Source organism: Desulfovibrio sp. 86, assembly GCF_902702915.1.
Lineage (GTDB): Bacteria > Desulfobacterota > Desulfovibrionia > Desulfovibrionales > Desulfovibrionaceae > Desulfovibrio.
On record NZ_LR738849.1, the window covers coordinates 3237894 to 3255491 of the forward strand.

14 protein-coding genes and 1 pseudogene are annotated in these 17598 nt (G+C 55.8%); 8 read left to right on the forward strand and 7 right to left on the reverse strand.

Annotated elements, in window-relative coordinates:
• Positions 1–155: 155 nt before the first annotated feature.
• The 4 genes and pseudogenes from DESU86_RS13310 to DESU86_RS13325 all read right to left on the reverse strand — a co-directional run.
• Complete coding sequence (locus tag DESU86_RS13310) at positions 156–1196, reverse strand: IS481 family transposase (protein WP_072312028.1); 1041 nt, start codon at positions 1194–1196, stop codon at positions 156–158.
• Positions 1197–1301: 105 nt separating this feature from the next.
• Positions 1302–1583, reverse strand: coding sequence for a UvrD-helicase domain-containing protein (locus DESU86_RS13315; RefSeq protein WP_232088375.1), 282 nt, complete (start codon positions 1581–1583; stop codon positions 1302–1304).
• Entirely contained in the window at positions 1555–2295 is a 741-nt protein-coding gene (locus tag DESU86_RS13320) for a TOPRIM nucleotidyl transferase/hydrolase domain-containing protein (protein WP_197957570.1), read from the reverse strand. The genes DESU86_RS13315 and DESU86_RS13320 overlap by 29 nt, the downstream gene beginning before the upstream one ends.
• 63 nt (positions 2296–2358) lie before the next feature.
• Positions 2359–3528, reverse strand: a pseudogene (locus tag DESU86_RS13325) (ISL3 family transposase); the annotation flags it as partial.
• Positions 3529–3670: 142 nt separating this feature from the next.
• Here DESU86_RS13325 and DESU86_RS13330 point away from each other — a divergent pair.
• From DESU86_RS13330 to DESU86_RS13365, 8 genes are all read left to right on the forward strand, one after another.
• On the forward strand, positions 3671–4279 hold the full coding sequence (locus DESU86_RS13330; RefSeq protein WP_004393990.1) for a TetR/AcrR family transcriptional regulator: 609 nt from the start codon (positions 3671–3673) through the stop codon (positions 4277–4279).
• Entirely contained in the window at positions 4276–5427 is a 1152-nt protein-coding gene (locus DESU86_RS13335; protein ID WP_003056109.1) for an efflux RND transporter periplasmic adaptor subunit, read from the forward strand. Before DESU86_RS13330 ends, DESU86_RS13335 begins: the two co-directional genes overlap by 4 nt.
• Positions 5424–6626, forward strand: coding sequence for an ABC transporter permease (locus DESU86_RS13340; protein WP_094197185.1), 1203 nt, complete (start codon positions 5424–5426; stop codon positions 6624–6626). Before DESU86_RS13335 ends, DESU86_RS13340 begins: the two co-directional genes overlap by 4 nt.
• Before the next feature lie 4 nt (positions 6627–6630).
• Entirely contained in the window at positions 6631–7341 is a 711-nt protein-coding gene (locus DESU86_RS13345) for an ABC transporter ATP-binding protein (RefSeq protein WP_048607673.1), read from the forward strand.
• Positions 7342–7369: 28 nt separating this feature from the next.
• Positions 7370–7843 carry a cytochrome c gene (locus DESU86_RS13350; protein WP_179981472.1) on the forward strand — a complete coding sequence of 158 codons (474 nt, stop codon included), beginning with the start codon at positions 7370–7372 and terminating at the stop codon, positions 7841–7843.
• Positions 7830–9317, forward strand: a complete 1488-nt coding sequence (locus DESU86_RS13355; RefSeq protein ID WP_048607676.1) for an efflux transporter outer membrane subunit — start codon at positions 7830–7832, stop codon at positions 9315–9317. Before DESU86_RS13350 ends, DESU86_RS13355 begins: the two co-directional genes overlap by 14 nt.
• A gap of 130 nt (positions 9318–9447) precedes the next feature.
• On the forward strand, positions 9448–10005 hold the full coding sequence (locus tag DESU86_RS13360; RefSeq protein ID WP_001162010.1) for a recombinase family protein: 558 nt from the start codon (positions 9448–9450) through the stop codon (positions 10003–10005).
• Positions 10006–10007: 2 nt separating this feature from the next.
• Positions 10008–12980 (forward strand): Tn3 family transposase, encoded by a 2973-nt coding sequence (locus tag DESU86_RS13365; protein WP_179981473.1) that lies wholly within the window; start codon positions 10008–10010, stop codon positions 12978–12980.
• A gap of 138 nt (positions 12981–13118) precedes the next feature.
• Here the strand turns inward: DESU86_RS13365 and DESU86_RS13370 are convergent, their stop codons facing one another.
• Genes DESU86_RS13370 through DESU86_RS13380 form a run of 3 tightly spaced genes read right to left on the reverse strand, consistent with a single transcriptional unit; the run spans position 13119 to position 17594 of the window.
• Entirely contained in the window at positions 13119–14228 is a 1110-nt protein-coding gene (locus DESU86_RS13370) for an ATP-dependent nuclease (protein WP_179981474.1), read from the reverse strand.
• A 22-nt stretch (positions 14229–14250) separates the two neighbouring features.
• Positions 14251–17085, reverse strand: coding sequence for an ATP-binding protein (locus DESU86_RS13375; RefSeq protein WP_179981475.1), 2835 nt, complete (start codon positions 17083–17085; stop codon positions 14251–14253).
• Entirely contained in the window at positions 17085–17594 is a 510-nt protein-coding gene (locus DESU86_RS13380) for a hypothetical protein (protein ID WP_179981476.1), read from the reverse strand. The genes DESU86_RS13375 and DESU86_RS13380 overlap by 1 nt, the downstream gene beginning before the upstream one ends.
• Between the last annotated feature and the right edge of the window lie 4 nt (positions 17595–17598).

Here is a 17598-nt window from a genome sequence, read left to right on the forward strand (position 1 = left end):
TATGGCCTCACCCGGGGGAGTGAGAATGGTTAAACGCCGTGGAAGTCCAATGAGGTAGCCATGAGTCTTTAAAATGCGCCAAAAAAAGGAGTGATATGTAGTAGTTCAGACTTGATCTGACAGTCGGTTCCGTTTTGATGGTTCCGATTGTCAGGTTAGTTGAGTTGTCCGACCTTTTCCTTCCAGATCTGTTTTCCGTCAAGGAGTGTTTGCAATGGCGTTCTGCCGCAACACTTTTTCCCTTGATGTGTCCTTTCGATGTTGTAATGTTCCATCCAGACATCCAGATCGGCCTGCAGTTCCTCCAGAGAGTTATACAGTTTCCGCCGGAAGGCAACCTGGTAAAACTCGTGCAGGATGGTCTTGTGGAAACGTTCGCAGATGCCGTTTGTCTGCGGATGCCGCGCCTTGGCCTTGGTGTGTTCTATGTTGTTTATGCCCAGATAAAGCTGGTAGTCATGCGTTTCCAGTCTGCCGCAGTACTCTGTGCCCCTGTCCGTCAGCATGCGGATAATGCCCATTTCCATTGAAGTGAAGAATGGCAAAACCCGGTCATTGAGCAGGTCGGCTCCGGTGATGGGTGTTTTGGTAGTGTAGAGCTTGGCAGCCGCCCACTTAGAGTAGGTATCCACAAAGGTTTGCTGATAAATACGGCCGACGCCCTTGATGGTGCCGACGTAAAATGTGTCCTGACTGCCGAGATATCCGGGATGATGGCTTTCTATTTCGCCGCAAGCCTCATCGTCGTGTTTTTTACGCTCCAGAGCTTGTACCTGGGCTTCGGTGAGCACAATGCCCTCTTCAGCGGACTTCTTCTCCAGGGCGTTCAGGCGCTGCTTCATTGAGGCCAGGTCATGGCGCAACCAGATGGAACGCACCCCTGACGGCGACACAAATACGCCGGTTTTGCGCAGTTCGTTGCTGGCCCGCACTTGCCCATGAGCAGGGAAGGCTATCGCAAAATCCAACACCGCCAGTTCCGTGGCCTCTTCCACGCGATTTTTCAGGTTGGGCTTTTTGCGGCTGACCTCAAACAGCGCTTCAACGCCTCCGGCGTCTCGTGCTGTTTGATACCGGTAGAAGGTATCTCTGGAAAAGCCCATGATGCGGCAGGCTCTGGAGACATTGCCGAGTTCGGCAGCAAGGTTGAGAAGTCCGGTCTTGTGTTTGATGACGTTTTGATTGAAACTTTCCATGGGGAAACTCCGTGGGCGCTGTGCCCGGTTGATGGTACGTTTACACTTCCATCAAAACGGAGTTCCCCTCGCTTTTCAAGGGACAACTGTCAGATCAAATCGCGACTACTTCAAGTGATACGTCTCAACATGGATGCATGCCTTTTGCGACGTTGGAATTTTATGCTCATGTTCAATCGCTTCAATAACCCGCGCGACTGTGGCACGAGCAAAACTGAGGAATAATACTCTTTGACCCAGGCTGAGGTGCTGGTCAACGATACGCCCTGCTTTGAGGATTGAAATGGTAGTTTTTCCTGACCCTGGGCCACCGGTAACGAGCAGATTCCCATCTGCATCTATTATCTCTTGTTGAATTTTAGTGAGTAGCATCGGTTCCAGCTTCATGCATAACACACATGTTCATGGCGGCTTCGGGCATGGGCTCACATGCTGCTTTCAGTTGTAACGCTGCGTCACGCAGCCACGTTGGAATCTCAGTTTCACAGCACTGTGCTATAAAGTCAGCGATGCCCCAGTTGGCTTTGGCCCACATGAAGTATTCTTTTAACGCCTCAAGTGCCTTTACCTCTGGGTCAGGGTACTTTTGTGCAAGATGGTGAGGCCAATCAATGCGTGCGACAAAGCGTTTTAATGCAACCTCTGTCGTGCCGCTTAACACCATATTTTCAAAGCCCTTTTCCTCATGCATCAGCAATAATTCAACCTGTTCCTTAATGAGCGCTTTGTTGTTTTCTTCTTGCTTATCACATATGGCGAAAGTCCTTTTCCCAAGCTCGCGGTAAAGCTTGGCCATTCCAGGAATATTGCTCTCGCCATCTGCATCCACTATGCACACGCCAAGCGCTTCAAGCGAAGAGTACTTTTCAGGGTTTAACTCTGCCAGGAGGCGACAGGCAACAGGGAAAGCCGACGCCTCAGTTGCTCCTTCTGCAATAAGAATTCGCCGGGCAAGGAGCCCTTCACAGAATCTGATACGGAATTCTTGTCTGTAGCGCTTCATCTTTACATTATCTGGCAGCGATATTGGGCGATTTGAAAGGATGCAATCTTCCCCGCGTGAAAGCACAACAGTTTGTTCAGGGGTAAATTCTTCCAATACATAGGGGGAATGTGATGTAAAAAGAGTTGGTTCTTCCGGGTTTTCCGTGGGTAGCCCCTGTCAGGAACTGGCCGGGTAGAGGTCCAGACCACCACAGAAGAAGTAGATGGCTGTCTTGAAATGCTCCCGGTTCCTATAACCGCAAGCCTTCCTCTTGATGGCCATGATCTTGCTGTTGAGGCCCTCGGCCACGCCGTTGGTGATCCTGTGGCGGCAGAAGGTCAGGATGTTCTCAAGATGTCTCTGAATCAGTCCGCCCACTTTGCGCATTGAGGCAAGATCTGACCTGTTCACCCAGACCAGCCATCGCTTCACAAAACGTCTGGCCCATCCCGTGCTCAGGTACTTCCAGACGTCGTTCAGGCTTTCCTTCATGGCCCAGGCCTTGGCCACCTTGAGGTTCGCTGTCTTCAAGGCCTCCAGGGCTGGCCGGTGTTTGTCCGGCAGATTCTCCTCCCGGTATAGCCAGAGGAATTTCGTGCCCTTGAGTCGATGGTCATCCTGACTTGTGAGTTCGCGGTGCTCTTGCTTGCGTACCCGGTCCACAGCCTCGCCTACGTGTTTCATGACGTGGAACCGATCGTGAACGATTTTCCCCGCCGCGTCCGGCACATGTTTGAGCGTAGCTTTAAAATAGGGCTCCCACATGTCCATGGCCACGGCCTTGATCCGCTCCAACTGAGCCTTGGTGAACTGAAGGTAGTACCCCTCAAGGCTTTCGGCCTTACGCTCGTCGGCCACATACTCCACCGTGCTGCCGATCAGATCACAAACCACGGTCACATAGTCGTGCCCCTTGCGGAATGCCTTCTCGTCAACGCCAAGATACCGCGAGGGATTCGATTGCTTGCGCTCCCGGCCCCGGCGCACCGCCCTTTCCATGACACCCCATGCTTCGTCCCAGGTGATGCGCAGGATGCGCCGCGCTCCTGTTACGGTGGCGCACTCGGTCAGCACGTCGATGATCAATCGCTCCATCAATATGGTGAAACGTGCCTTGGACTCGGCCCAAGGCACGTTGACCTGAAGGACGCCATGCTCGGGGCAGTCCACTCGGGGAATCCGAGCATGCAGGAACGTCTTGAACTGGCACGTGTCCAGATGGCGCCAGACACGAGGCTCGACATGGTCGCGGCAAGCCAGCTCTCGACCACAAGTAGGGCAAAACCAGCGAACACCAGGACCATGCTCCACGCGGATGTCTACCCGACCTTCCGCCGTGTCCAGTTGGGGACGTCTCAGAAAACGGAAAATAAAGCACGTTAAGCCCATTGCAGACGCTAGATATTGACGAGTACGTCGGGTTTTCTCTTGTTTGAGTTGCCTTCTTGTGGTAGGATAGTAATTAATTACTATCTTACAAGGAGTGCTCGTGGACACCCATCCAAAGCATCTGCCGGCCGATGAACGTCGTGCCGTAACTGTCGAGTCCGTCGTGGCGCTTGCCGGTTCACAAAACCCAAGCGAGATAACCACTGCGGCTATCGCTAAACACATGAACTTGACCCAGGGTGCGCTGTTTCGGCACTTCCCGAACAAGGAAGCCATTTGGCAGGCGGTCATGGAGTGGGTAGCAGAGCGCCTATTAGCCAGAATCGATCGATCCGCACAAGGAATCGAGTCGCCCTTGGCAGCCATGGAGGCGATGTTCATGAGTCATATCGAATTTGTAGCTGAGCACCCAGGCGTGCCAAGAATGATGTTTGGTGAGCTTCAGCGTGCCGAATCGACACCGGCCAAGCGCATGGTGCAAACCTTGATTCAGCGCTACGGCGAACGTTTGCATCGTCTCATCGAGAAAGGCAAGGCCAGCGGCGAGTTGTCTCCCTCGCTTGACAACGAGGCGGCGGCAACGCTGTTCATTGGCACGATCCAGGGCTTGGTCATGCAGTCGCTGTTGGCGGGTGATGTGGGACGTATGCACCGCGATGCGCCGCGCGTCTTTGCAATTTATCGGCGTGGCATAAGGAGTGCGCAATGAAAAAGTTACCCTTGCAAGGCCGCACCCTGGCGCTGCTTGCCGTCATCATTCCTTTGCTGGTGCTTTTTATTTATGTCGGTCTGCGATCAGGGCCGCTCGCCCCGGTCGCTGTGACGGTGGCAAGCGTGGAATCACGGGCTATCACACCGGCGCTGTTCGGCATCGGCACGGTGGAGGCGCGCTACACCTACAAGATCGGGCCGACGTTTGCCGGGCGCGTCAAACGCCTGGAGGTGCATGTAGGCGACCAGGTCAAGGCCGGACAGGTGCTCGGCGAGATGGAGCCGGTCGACCTCGATGATCGGGTGCGCTCACAGGAGTCGGCATTCAAGCGTGCGGAAGCGGCTTTGCGCGAGGCAGAAGCCCGGCAAGCCTACGCGCAAACCCAGGCGCGCCGCTACGAGCAATTGTTTGCGGTGCGCTCGACCAGCGAGGAAATCGTCACCACCAAGCGGCAGGAACTGCAGATCGCCGATGCCGCCTTATCTGCCGCTCGGGAAGATATTGTCCGGGCACGCTCCGACCGCGAAGGACTCGTCGCGCAGCGGAGCAATCTGCGCCTGATCGCGCCGGTCGACGGTGTAGTCGCCGTGCGCGATGCCGATCCCGGCACGACCATCGTCGCGGGCCAGGCCGTGGTGGAAGTGATCGACCCCAAGAGTTTGTGGATCAATGCGCGCTTCGACCAGATCAGCGCATCGGGGCTGGCTGGGGGGTTGCCGACTCTTATCGTCCTGCGTTCGCGTGGTGGCCAGACCTTGAAAGGTCGCGTGCTGCGGGTGGAACCCAAGGCCGACGCGGTAACCGAGGAAACGCTTGCCAAGGTGACATTCGATAACAAACCAGAACCTTTGCCACCGGTGGGTGAACTGGCCGAAGTCACGGTTGACTTGCCGGCGCTCCCGGCCGCTCCACTGATCCCCAACGCTGCCGTCCAGCGTGAGGGCGACAAAGTTGGTGTCTGGCAAATCGTGGATGGTGATCTGCATTTCTCCCCGGTCAAGCTCGGCACTTCCGACCTCAATGGTTACGTGCAGGTGCGCGAAGGGCTCAAGAATGGGGACCAGGTTGTGACCTATAGCGAAAAGGCACTGACGGCGCGCAGCCGCATCCATGTGGTCGACCATATCCCAGGAGTGTCACGATGATCAGCCTGGCCGGCCGCGACATTCTCCATGCCTGGGGAAAATTCGTCTTCACCGGCATCGGTCTGGGTCTGCTGATCGGCGTCACCCTGGTCATGGCTGGGGTGTACCGAGGCATGGTGGACGACGGCAAGGCGTTGCTCGACAACAGTGGCGCTGACCTTTGGGTGGTGCAAAAGGATACTCTGGGTCCTTATGCGGAGTCGTCCAGCCTCAACGATGACGTGTATCGCGCCATTCTCGCCATGCCGGGAGTCTCACAGGCAGCGAACGTGACCTACCTGACCATGCAGGTACGCAAGGGCGAGAGTGATGTACGCACCATGGTGGTCGGCATCGCGCCCGGTGCGTTGGGGGCTACACCCGGATGGCCTCCTTATCTCGTCGCTGGACGCCAGATCACGCGCGGTCACTACGAGGCGGTGGCCGACATCGCCACCGGCTTCAAACTGGGAGATCGTCTTGCCATTCGCCGAAATCATTACACCGTCGTGGGGCTGACACGGCGCATGGTGTCGTCCAGCGGCGACCCGATGGTATTCATTCCGCTCAAGGATGCCCAAGAGGCTCAGTTCCTCAAGGACAACGACGCCATTTGGCAAAGCCGGCGTCGCACCGAAGCCAACCCGGCCTTCAATCGACCCGGTGTTCCTGGTTTGCTGGATGCCGTGATTGCTTCACAGAGCACCAACGCGTTCGTCAATGCAGTGCTGGTCACTCTGAAACCTGGTCATGCGCCGGACGAGGTTGCCGAATCCATCCGACGCTGGAAGCGTTTGACGGTCTACACACGGGCACAGATGGAAGACATCCTCGTCGGCAAGTTGATCGCCACGTCGGCCAAACAGATAGGCATGTTCTTGGTGATTCTGGCCATCGTTAGCGCGGCCATCGTCGCTTTCATCATCTACTCGCTGACGATGGACAAAATCCGCGAGATCGCGGTATTGAAGCTCATCGGCACACGCAACCGAACTATCGCCGCGATGATCATGCAGCAGGCGCTCGCCTTGGGGGTGATTGGCTTCGTGGTCGGCAAGATCACCGCCACTTTCTCAGCCCCCCTGTTCCCCAAATATGTGCTGCTCACGCCAATGGATTCCGTGACCGGTTTTTTTGCCGTGCTCGTGATTTGCGTGCTGGCCAGCATCGTCGCCATTCGCATGGCACTCAAGGTCGATCCGGCCGAAGCGATAGGGTGACCCCATGATTGGAAAAGGAATCCGCATCGAAGGCCTAAGCAAACGCTTTGGCAAAGGTGACACGGCTGTCTACGCGTTGAAGGACGTGAATATGCAGGTTGCACCAGGTGAGGTGGTCGGATTGGTCGGCCCTTCCGGCTCGGGCAAGAGCACGCTGCTTAAATGCCTGGGTGCGGTGATCGATCCGAGCGACGGCCGCATGACGCTGGGTAATGAAGTGATATACGACGGCGGTTGGCAAGTTCGTGATCTGCGCGCCTTGCGGCGCGACAAAATTGGTTTTGTCTTCCAATCGCCGTACCTGATTCCGTTTCTCGATGTCACCGACAACGTGGCCCTGCTGCCGATGCTTGCAGGCGTCGCGAATGCAGAGGCGCGAGCGAAGGCATTGGAATTGCTTACGGCGCTTGATGTGCAACACCGAGTTCACGCCATGCCATCGCAACTCTCCGGTGGCGAGCAGCAACGGGTTGCCATCGCGCGCGGATTGGTTAACCGCCCACCGGTGATCCTGGCGGATGAACCCACCGCACCTCTCGACAGCGTGCGTGCCATGGCGGTGATTCGCATCCTCAACGACATGGCTCGGAAGTTCGAGACCGCCATCATCGTCGTCACCCATGACGAAAAGATCATCCCCACTTTCAAGCGCATCTACCACATCCGCGACGGTGTGACCCATGAGGAAGCTGGCGAAGGGCGGGAGTTCGAATGAGAGAACGATTGAATTACAGGAGAATTTCATGACCCACCGCAAACACAGCCACGCATTTGGAACTATCACCCTGACCGTTACGGCCTGCCTGCTTTTATGGGGTTTTCAGTTGCCAGCTTGGGCTGGTGACGCTACCCAGGTTGAGCCACTGGCGCTACGCAAGATCATGCAGGAACTCGGGCGCAACATGCAGGCTATTACCGGTGCGATTTCGCAGGAGAAATGGGTTCAGGTCGTTCAGCTCGCCCCAAAAGTTGCTGCACACCCCGAGCCACCGCTTACTGAAAAAATGCGCATCCTTGCTTACCTCGGCGCTGATGCGACCAAGTTCAGAAACTTTGACGCGCAGACTCACGAGGCGGCGCTGGCCATGAAGCTGGCTGCTGCGAGCAGCGACGGCAAGGCGGTGATCCAATCATTCGCCCACGTGCAGGAAAGCTGCTTGGGCTGCCACCAAGCTTTCCGTAAACCTTTCGTGGAGCATTTTTATGGAGCACGCTAAAACATGCCAGCGCCCCATCAGCCTCAAAAGACGGCTTGCGGCAACTTACCTGGTAGCTGGTCTGGTCACCGCCGGTCTGGCCGGCTGCGCCGCCGGCCCTGATTTTCAGCGTCCCACCGCACCCGATGTGGCTCGCTACACTGCAACACCGGTGGCTGATAGAACCGCGTCCGCTCCCACGCAGTTCGGCGAAACACAACGTCTAGTCGAAGGGCTTCCGATCGAAACGCAATGGTGGCAAAGCTTGGGTTCATCCGCACTCGACGGACTGATCAACGAAGCTTTCCATGTCAGCCCGACGCTGGCGAGCATCAGCGCCAATTTGCGACAGGCGCAGGAGCTTCTTGCCGCACAGGCGGGCTCGACGCAATATCCACAGGTAGATGTCGCACTGGGATCTCAGCGCCAGCAAATGAGTCCCAGTAGCCAAGGGTTGAGCGGAGACGCACGTCAATTCAGCCTCTACAACGCCAGCGTTGGCGTGCATTACAACCTCGATCTGGCTGGCGGCAACCGGCGCGCACTCGAAGCCTTGGCTGCTCGCGCCGACTACCGTCGCTTCGAACTGAATGCTGCGCGCCTGGCCCTTGCCGGCAACATGGCAACCGCTGCCATTACCCGAGCACGCCTCGCCGCGCAACTAGAAGCCACTACTGCCATTTTGCGCGTGCAGGATGAGCAACTGCGCCTAGCCCATGAACGCGTGCGTATCGGTCAGGCCTCACCTGATGAAGCGTTGAGCCTACAAGCTCAGGCGGAGCAAACGCGGGCAGAACTGCCTGCGCTGCGTAAACAACTGCAACAAACCGAACATCTACTGGCGGTGCTAGCCGGTCGTGCCCCAGGCACGGGTGGCATCCCGGCCTTCACTCTGGCCGATTTCACTCTGCCCGTCGAGATGCCGCTCGTCGTGCCCTCAGAACTGGTGCGCCGCCGACCGGATATCCAGGCGTCAGAGGCGCTGTTGCATGCGGCCAATGCAGACTATGGTGTGGCTGTCGCCAAGCTCTACCCACAGATCAACCTGAGCGCCAACCTTGGCTCTCAAGCGCTGACCACCGGTGCCCTGTTCGGTGGTGGCTCGGCAGTGTGGGGCCTGGTTGCGCAGCTCACCCAGCCTCTTTTTAATCCAGGGCTACCCGCTGAAAAAAGAGCGGCGCTCGCCGCTTTTGATGCCGCCGCAGCCAATTACCAGAGCGTCGTATTGGAGTCTTTGCGTAACGTCGCCGACACCCTGCGCGCGGTGGAAAGCGATGCACAAACTTTGACTGCCCTCGCTGCCGCTGATATGGCTGCACAGGCCTCCTTGCAGTCGGTCGAGCGGCAATACCGGCTGGGCGCGGCCAGCTACCTGCAACTGCTCATCGCGCAGCAACAGGCACAGTCAATCCGGATCAATATGATTGCGGCCCAGGCACAACGCCTAGTCGATAGTGTTGCTTTATATCAGGCCCTGGGAGGTGGTGTCAGTTAAGGCTATGCCCTAACCTGATGTCAGATGTTGAGCACAAACAACGTCAGAGTAGAGTGTGAATTTATATTTATTGACACATTCAGCCAAGGGTAATAGATTTCATCCTGACATTTTTACCTTTGGAGGCATCTTGCAAGGTCAACGTATCGGCTACGTCCGCGTCAGCAGCTTCGACCAGAATCCTGATCGACAACTGGAACAAATAGAAGTCGGCAAGGTATTCACCGATAAGGCTTCAGGCAAGGACACACAACGTCCCGAACTTGAAAGGCTGCTGGCCTTCGTCCGCGAGGGCGACACCGTGGTGGTGCATAGCATGGACAGGTTGGCACGCAACCTTGATGACCTGCGCCGCATCGTCCAAGGGCTGACACAACGGGGCGTGCGCATGGAGTTCGTCAAAGAAGGGCTGACGTTCACCGGCGAGGACTCACCGATGGCCAATCTGATGCTGTCGGTCATGGGAGCCTTTGCTGAGTTCGAGCGCGCCCTGATCCGCGAACGTCAGCGCGAGGGAATCGTGCTGGCCAAGCAGCGCGGTGCCTACCGGGGACGAAAGAAATCGCTGAACAGCGAACAAATTGCCGAGTTGAAACGGCGAGTTGCGGCAGGCGACCAAAAAACCTTGGTGGCCCGTGACTTCGGCATCAGCCGCGAAACCTTGTACCAGTACCTGCGGGAAGACTGACCATGCCACGCCGCTCAATCCTGTCCGCCACCGAGCGCGAAAGTCTGCTGGCACTGCCAGATGTCAAAGACGAACTGATACGGCACTACACGTTCAACGAAACCGACCTGTCGGTGATCCGTCAGCGTCGCGGCGCCGCGAATCGATTGGGCTTCGCCGTGCAGCTTTGCTACTTGCGATTCCCTGGCATCTTCTTGGGCGTCGATGAACCTCCATTTCCGCCCCTGCTGCGCATGGTGGCCGCACAACTCAAGGTGCCGGTGGAAAGCTGGAACGATTACGGCCAGCGCGAGCAGACACGGCGGGAGCATTTGGTCGAGCTGCAAACGGTGTTTGGATTCAAGCCCTTCACCATGAGTCACTACCGGCAAGCCGTGCATACATTGACCGAACTGGCCTTGCAAACAGACAAAGGCATTGTGCTGGCCAGCACCCTTGTTGAAAACCTGCGGCGGCAGAGCATCATCCTACCCGCCATGAATGCCATCGAGCGCGCAAGCGCCGAGGCCATTACCCGTGCCAACCGGAGCATCCATGCGGCATTGGCCGATTCCTTGATACCTGTCCATCGCCAGCGCCTGGACGAACTGCTCAAGCGCAAGGATGGTAGCAAAATGACGTGGCTAGCGTGGCTGCGCCAATCGCCCGCCAAGCCGAACTCGCGCCACATGCTTGAACACATCGAACGCCTCAAAGCCTGGCAGGCGCTTGACCTACCTGCTGGCATCGAACGGCAGGTACACCAAAACCGCTTGCTCAAGATCGCCCGCGAGGGCGGCCAGATGACGCCCGCCGACCTGGCCAAGTTCGAGTCGCAGCGGCGTTACGCCACCTTGGTAGCACTGGCCATCGAGGGCATGGCCACCGTCACTGATGAAATCATCGACCTTCACGACCGCATCATCGGCAAGCTGTTCAATGCGGCCAAGAACAAGCATCAACAGCAGTTCCAGGCTTCCGGCAAGGCGATCAACGACAAGGTGCGGATGTATGGGCGCATCGGTCAGGCGCTGATTGAAGCCAAACAAAGCGGCGGCGATCCGTTCGCCGCCATCGAAGCGGTCATGCCGTGGGACACCTTCGCCGCCAGCGTCACCGAGGCGCAAACGCTGGCGCGGCCTGCCGATTTTGATTTCCTGCACCATATCGGCGAGAGTTACGCCACGCTGCGCCGCTATGCGCCGCAGTTCCTGGACGTGCTCAAACTGCGCGCCGCGCCCACCGCCAAGGGTGTGCTCGATGCCATCGACGTGCTGCGCGGCATGAACAGCGACAGCGCGCGCAAGGTGCCCGCCGATGCGCCAACCGCATTCATCAAGCCGCGCTGGGCAAAGCTGGTTCTGACCGACGAGGGTATTGACCGGCGTTACTACGAGTTATGCGCCCTGTCGGAGCTGAAGAACGCACTGCGCTCTGGTGATGTTTGGGTGCAGGGTTCGCGCCAGTTCAAGGACTTCGACGAATACCTGGTGCCGATCGAGAAGTTCGCCACCCTGAAGCTGGCCAGCGAATTGCCACTGGCCGTGGCCACCGACTGCGACCAATATCTGCATGACCGACTGGAATTATTGGAGGCGCAACTCGCCACAGTCAACCGCATGGCGGCGACCAACGACTTACCGGACGCCATCATCACCACTGCATCGGGCCTGAAGATCACGCCGCTGGACGCAGCGGTGCCAGACGCCGCGCAAGCCTTGATTGACCAGTCGGCGATGTTGCTGCCGCACCTCAAGATCACCGAGTTGCTGATGGAGGTCGATGAATGGACGGGCTTCACGCGCCACTTCACACACCTGAAGACCGGCGACACGGCCAAGGACAAAACCTTGCTGATGACGACGATTCTGGCTGATGGTATCAATCTTGGGCTCACCAAGATGGCCGAATCCTGCCCTGGCACCACCTACGCCAAGCTGTCTTGGCTGCAAGCCTGGCACGTTCGCGACGAAACCTATTCGACGGCGCTGGCCGAGCTGGTGAACGCACAGTTTCGACAACCCTTCGCCGGAAACTGGGGCGACGGCACCACGTCATCGTCGGACGGCCAGAACTTCCGAACCGGCAGCAAGGCAGAGAGCACCGGGCATATCAATCCGAAGTATGGAAGTAGCCCTGGGCGGACGTTCTATACCCATATCTCCGACCAATACGCGCCCTTCAGCGCCAAGGTGGTCAACGTCGGCTTGCGCGACTCGACCTATGTGCTCGATGGCCTGCTGTACCACGAGTCTGACTTGCGTATCGAGGAACACTACACCGACACGGCGGGCTTCACCGATCATGTGTTCGGCCTGATGCACTTTCTGGGATTCCGGTTCGCGCCGCGCATCCGCGACCTGGGCGACACCAAGCTGTTCATTCCCAAGGGCGATACTGCCTACGATGCACTCAAGCCGATGATTAGCAGCGACAGGCTGAACATCAAGGCTATTCGCGCTCATTGGGATGAAATCCTACGGCTGGCCACTTCGATCAAGCAGGGCACGGTGACGGCCTCGCTGATGCTGCGCAAGCTCGGCAGCTATCCGCGCCAAAACGGCTTGGCCGTCGCCCTGCGCGAGCTGGGGCGCATCGAGCGCACGCTGTTCATTCTGGATTGGCTGCAAAGCGTGGAGCTGCGCCGCCGCGTCCATGCGGGGCTGAATAAGGGCGAGGCGCGCAACGCGCTGGCCAGGGCGGTCTTCTTCTACCGATTGGGTGAAATCCGCGACCGCAGTTTTGAGCAGCAGCGCTACCGGGCCAGCGGCCTCAATCTGGTGACGGCGGCCATCGTGTTGTGGAACACGGTCTATCTGGAGCGTGCCACCAGTGCTTTGCGTGCCCACGGCAAGGCGCTGGACGACACGTTGCTGCAATATCTGTCACCGCTGGGGTGGGAGCATATCAACCTGACCGGCGATTACCTATGGCGCAGCAGTGCCAAGGTCGGTGCGGGGAAGTTCAGGCCATTGCGACCGCTGCCACCGGCTTAGCGTGCTTTATTTTCCGTTTTCTGAGACGACCCCCAGTTCAACAGCCTCAACAAACCAGGGCTCGGTCAGCCCCAGAATCCGAAAATATAGGTCCGTATCCTTCATTGGTGCCCTCCGGGAAGGACATTAGCAGATCAGCTACCCACGGAAAACCCGGAAGAGCCAAAGAGTTTGTGACGCTAGTTGCTGTACTTCGTGGATAATACGTTTTTGAGCATAGGGCGGCATTGCCGTTTCTGGCTCTTCCATAACGAAGATTACATTCTGCTGTCTTCCTTCTGCTATTTGCGAAAGCATTGCCAGGACAAGCATATTGATTGTGCCTGTCCCTTGCCGATAAAATGGTGCTGCATGCTCTCCATCACCAGTTGAAATAAACGCAGTAATTACCTTTCTAAGATGTTCACGAGTCAACGTTGATACCTTTAAGTGAGGCTCTCCTCCCCATTCTTTTGGAACATATTTTTTTAATGCAGTGCTTATACTCTCTAGGGTATGTGACAGACCAAGTTCTGGGTTGTTGGCCACCGTTATAGCTGAAAGTGTAGTGAGAGTATCTTCCCACATTTGTGGTCTTATTTCTTTAATGCGCAAAATGATGTCAAGCAAGCTTCCGCGCTCTAAACTTAATGCACGTGAACCAGTCCGCACGGAACGAAGATACAAAAAACCAAATATCCTTTTGTGTTTTTTTGTAAAAATCTCAGGCTTTTCCCCTTCGGTAAGGCTTCGGGTAAAATATGTCTTCCCTTCAAAGTCGTCATCTTCGGCATCATACCAGCCGTGAAAGGTGACGCGAAGCGCCTCAGTGATATTGGCGGCATCTATTCCTTCAGGAGCTGGGACATCATAAAATTTGTTTGCTATGGAATCCCAATATTCAGCGTAATCACCCAAAGTGGCCTTCTGCTCTGTAGTCAAATCTACAAGAGTCACTTCGATCTCAATTTGAGGGGCAGCGCATTCTTCAGCAATTTCTACAGCCTCTTGTGTAGTTTCTGCATCATCTTGTATTGGGACATCCTGTCTGCTTGCGGCAGTTGGTGTATAGCAACCTTTGAAAAAATCATGCTCGTCAATTGGGGGCTGTCGATTAAGACGATCTGGGCCAAGGACAAGATCAAGTGCTTCAAAAATGGTTGTCTTCCCGGTGTTGTTGTCGCCGATCAGAACTCCGTGGGCAGGAAGGAGGAGTTCAGCGCTCTTGACGCCTCGAAAGTTTGCAATTTTGATGCGAGAAACACGCATGCAACCCCTCCTATTCTATAGGCTATTCCTCAAACGCAGCACTTCTGAACTTCAGTGTACTGGCATTTTCTTTCAACACTCGCTGTATGTCTTCCTGAAATCCACTGGCATTTTCGGCTTGAATTTCAATGTTAATGATCGCCTTGGTATCGGTCCGTTCGGTCAAATGGTGAACAATGTTGTCCACAATGTCGGCAAAACGCATTTTTGCACCGTGCGGTTCAATATCCACAGCAGCGTAAAATCGGGTTTTTCGTAGCGTAGGGACAGGCCTTGGCGCTTCACTAGGCAGCGCCGTGGACGTGGACGTTGGCGTTGCGCCAGTTTCTGGCACAGATGGCGTTGCTCCTGGTTGCCTTGTCGCTGCTTCTCGCTCGCTTTTTTCTTCATCCAGCACCACCTGCCATGCTGTAGCGGCTTCCGGATTGATCAGCAGCAAATCGTTATCCATGAAGGGCATGGCGGCAACGCCAAATGTAAAACCAAGATAACGGTCAGTTTCTTTACCCTGAGCAAGCCCAAAGAAATCCCGGCTGGTTGAACCGGCTTGTATGGCTGCGGTAAACACGCTTTCTGTTTTCAGGCGCGGTAAATACAGTTGGCGGCACATGTGCTGCCACACGCTTCGCGCAACGGCTTCGTTTTGCTCTGGCTTCCAGAACCATAGTTTGAGCAGGTTGCGCAGGTGAATGGGTGCCCACTCACTGATGAGCAATTCGTTATCGCGCAGTACCTGGTCAATGGTTTTGGGGATACTCTGAGCTGCCGTGTTCAGTGAGAAAGGTTCCCACTCTATGTCACTAACTTTACCGCTTGAAGCCGTTTGCATGGGGGAAAGCAGCCATTTGTACACTTCGGCTATCATGCGCTGCATGGTGTCCTGTGCTGTGATATGGCTTTGCCGCGCTTGCTTTGCCTGATATTGATCAAGGTTCAGGCGCATATCCTTGATGTCATCTTCAATGGACTTCCATGCTAACACCGTGCTTACCTGATCCAAGAGGCGGCTTGCCCCATCGTAGTCGGGCGCTAGAAAGAGCAGGCGATTTTGATTGACACGAGGCTGTTCGCCACGTTTTTTCAGTACGTCCAGGGCTGCGCCAAAGGCCATGTTGTTGCCGTTACGGCTATACGCCTGAGCGGGGTCAAGCACGACTAGCCGCAGAGCTTCATCATCGGGGATATCTTGGCTGGGGGTAAAGACATGCACACCACTAAAGGTGCTGGTGCGCAATGCCTCCTGCAATTTCCCGCGAATAACAGGGAAAATTGCCTCACGATGGTAGCGGCGTTTACGCTCTTCCATCTCGCGGCGCAGATTGGGCCGGGTATCAAACCAAAAACGCGAATCAGCCGAGTTGATATAGTGGAGACTATGGCTGATACGGCGCAGTGCGTCGCGGAACAAGCCCACCTGTTGCCCTGGCATGGCTGTGCCAAGCATGATGCGCTGTTGTTCAATTCCGCGAATACCGGTACCCGCTGAAAGTAATCCAGACCCCGGCGCACTACCCAAGAAGATAGCACGCGCAACGCGGCGACACGATTGCACACTTCCAAGGCGCGTATCTTGTGTTTCCAGTGTAGTGGTTTCTGCTCTGTCTCCGTCAATATCGCGCTCTATGACCGGATCCCAGCCATTGGGCAGGTAGTAGACCATTTCATTGCGCACATCGGCATCGTAGAGCGGCAGGCTGCCGGGCATGAGCAGGGGATCATTGTTGCCGTCTTTCCACAAGCGGTAGATAACCTTGGCCATGAGCTTGAGCACGCCGCGTGTACGCTGAAAATTATCCAGTGTCGACCAGTCTTCATACAGGCGGTCAAACACTTCAGGATGAATAGGATAGGCCTGCTCCATACGCGCAGCATAGCGGGCATCCTGCGTCTCCATGGGGAACTCGTCTTTATTGCCTGTGTATAGGTCAATATAGGCCCTACAGGCGGCCTTGGCGGAGTCCTTATCATGGGCAGGTGCAAAAAGACGACGCCGAACGATTTCAAAGGCTTCTTCCGCAGCCACAGGTTTCCATAAGGCATGCACACGCCCAAAGCAGTGGGCCAGAGCTTCGAGCGCCATAACACCACGCTGGCTACCCGCTTCTTTTTGTGATTCTGGCAGTGATGCCAACAGCACCGCCGTAGGCACAAGCTTCAGGGCTTCGGTAAGGTTTTGCACAAAACTTAAGTTGGAATCAAAACTGCCACCAGTAAGATTCTTGCTCTCTTCAAACTGGCGGATATAGGCCACCACTTCGTCCATCAAGATAACGCACGGCGCATGGCTTTGCAGCAAGGGTAAGAGCACTTCCTTGCCGGGAGCCGTGCCGGAGCTGTCGGCATCAGCCACTTGTGCATAGGCATCGGCCCCGCCAAGCTGCCAGGCCAACTCCCCCCAGAGCGTGCGCACCGTGCAGTTGCCGCGTTTGGCTGGCTGGTTAGGGGACAGCTTGGTGCCGTCCAGCACCACAAGGCGGGCGTGGGGGGCTTCCATCACATTGGCTGAATCGAGTAAGCCCGGAATGCCCTGCATCTTGCTGGCAGGAGCCTTGCCGTTCACCAGATGATAGACCGCCAGCAGGGTGTGAGTTTTGCCGCCACCAAAGGCCGTTTGCAGTTGGATAACCGGATCGCCCCCCTGACCGGAAAGACGCTTGAGCACCGAGAGCATGAGCAGGCGCATGCCTTCCGTAATGAAGGTGCGGTCAAAGAAGAGCACCGGGTCGAGGTAGCCGACGGGCGCTGTGCCTTCATGCACGCTGCTGATGTCTGCGGCAAACTCGGATTGCTGAAAGGTGCCTTTCAGCACATCTTCATGGGGGACGACCACTTCACGCCAGGGGCGGATTGGGGACATTAGAGCACCTCAGCTTTCCAAGGATGATTCTGCATATTCTGGGAATGAAGGACACGCACAGCAAAGCCAAAATTTGCAAATACTATTTTTAGTTTTTTAAGAATTTGGGCGTAGATACTTTCCTTTGTGAGCAGGTGATTTTCATGCTCAAGATCAATGTAAAGTTCAATTTTGTGGTGGCTTCCATATGGTTGCGTTAAAAAAACTTCGTAGTATACTTCCAGACTGTTATCATTGCTGACGTAAGCAGAAACAAGCCCAAAAATTGTATCTTTAAATTGTAAACTTACTTTTTGTATCAACTCATCAACGTCTTCAAGTGCTTTTTCTTTGTAGCGTTTTGATTCAACAACAATAAGTTTTGTGTTGTCACAGCATAAAAAATCAACGGCTTTTGCTTGCTGTAAAGGCATTATTCGATCTTTGTAAAATGGAGCTTTGTCGTACTGAACAACGTTCCATGTGTCTGGAAATGAAAATTTTAGGCCACGCTCTTCAAAGACAGGCATAGTC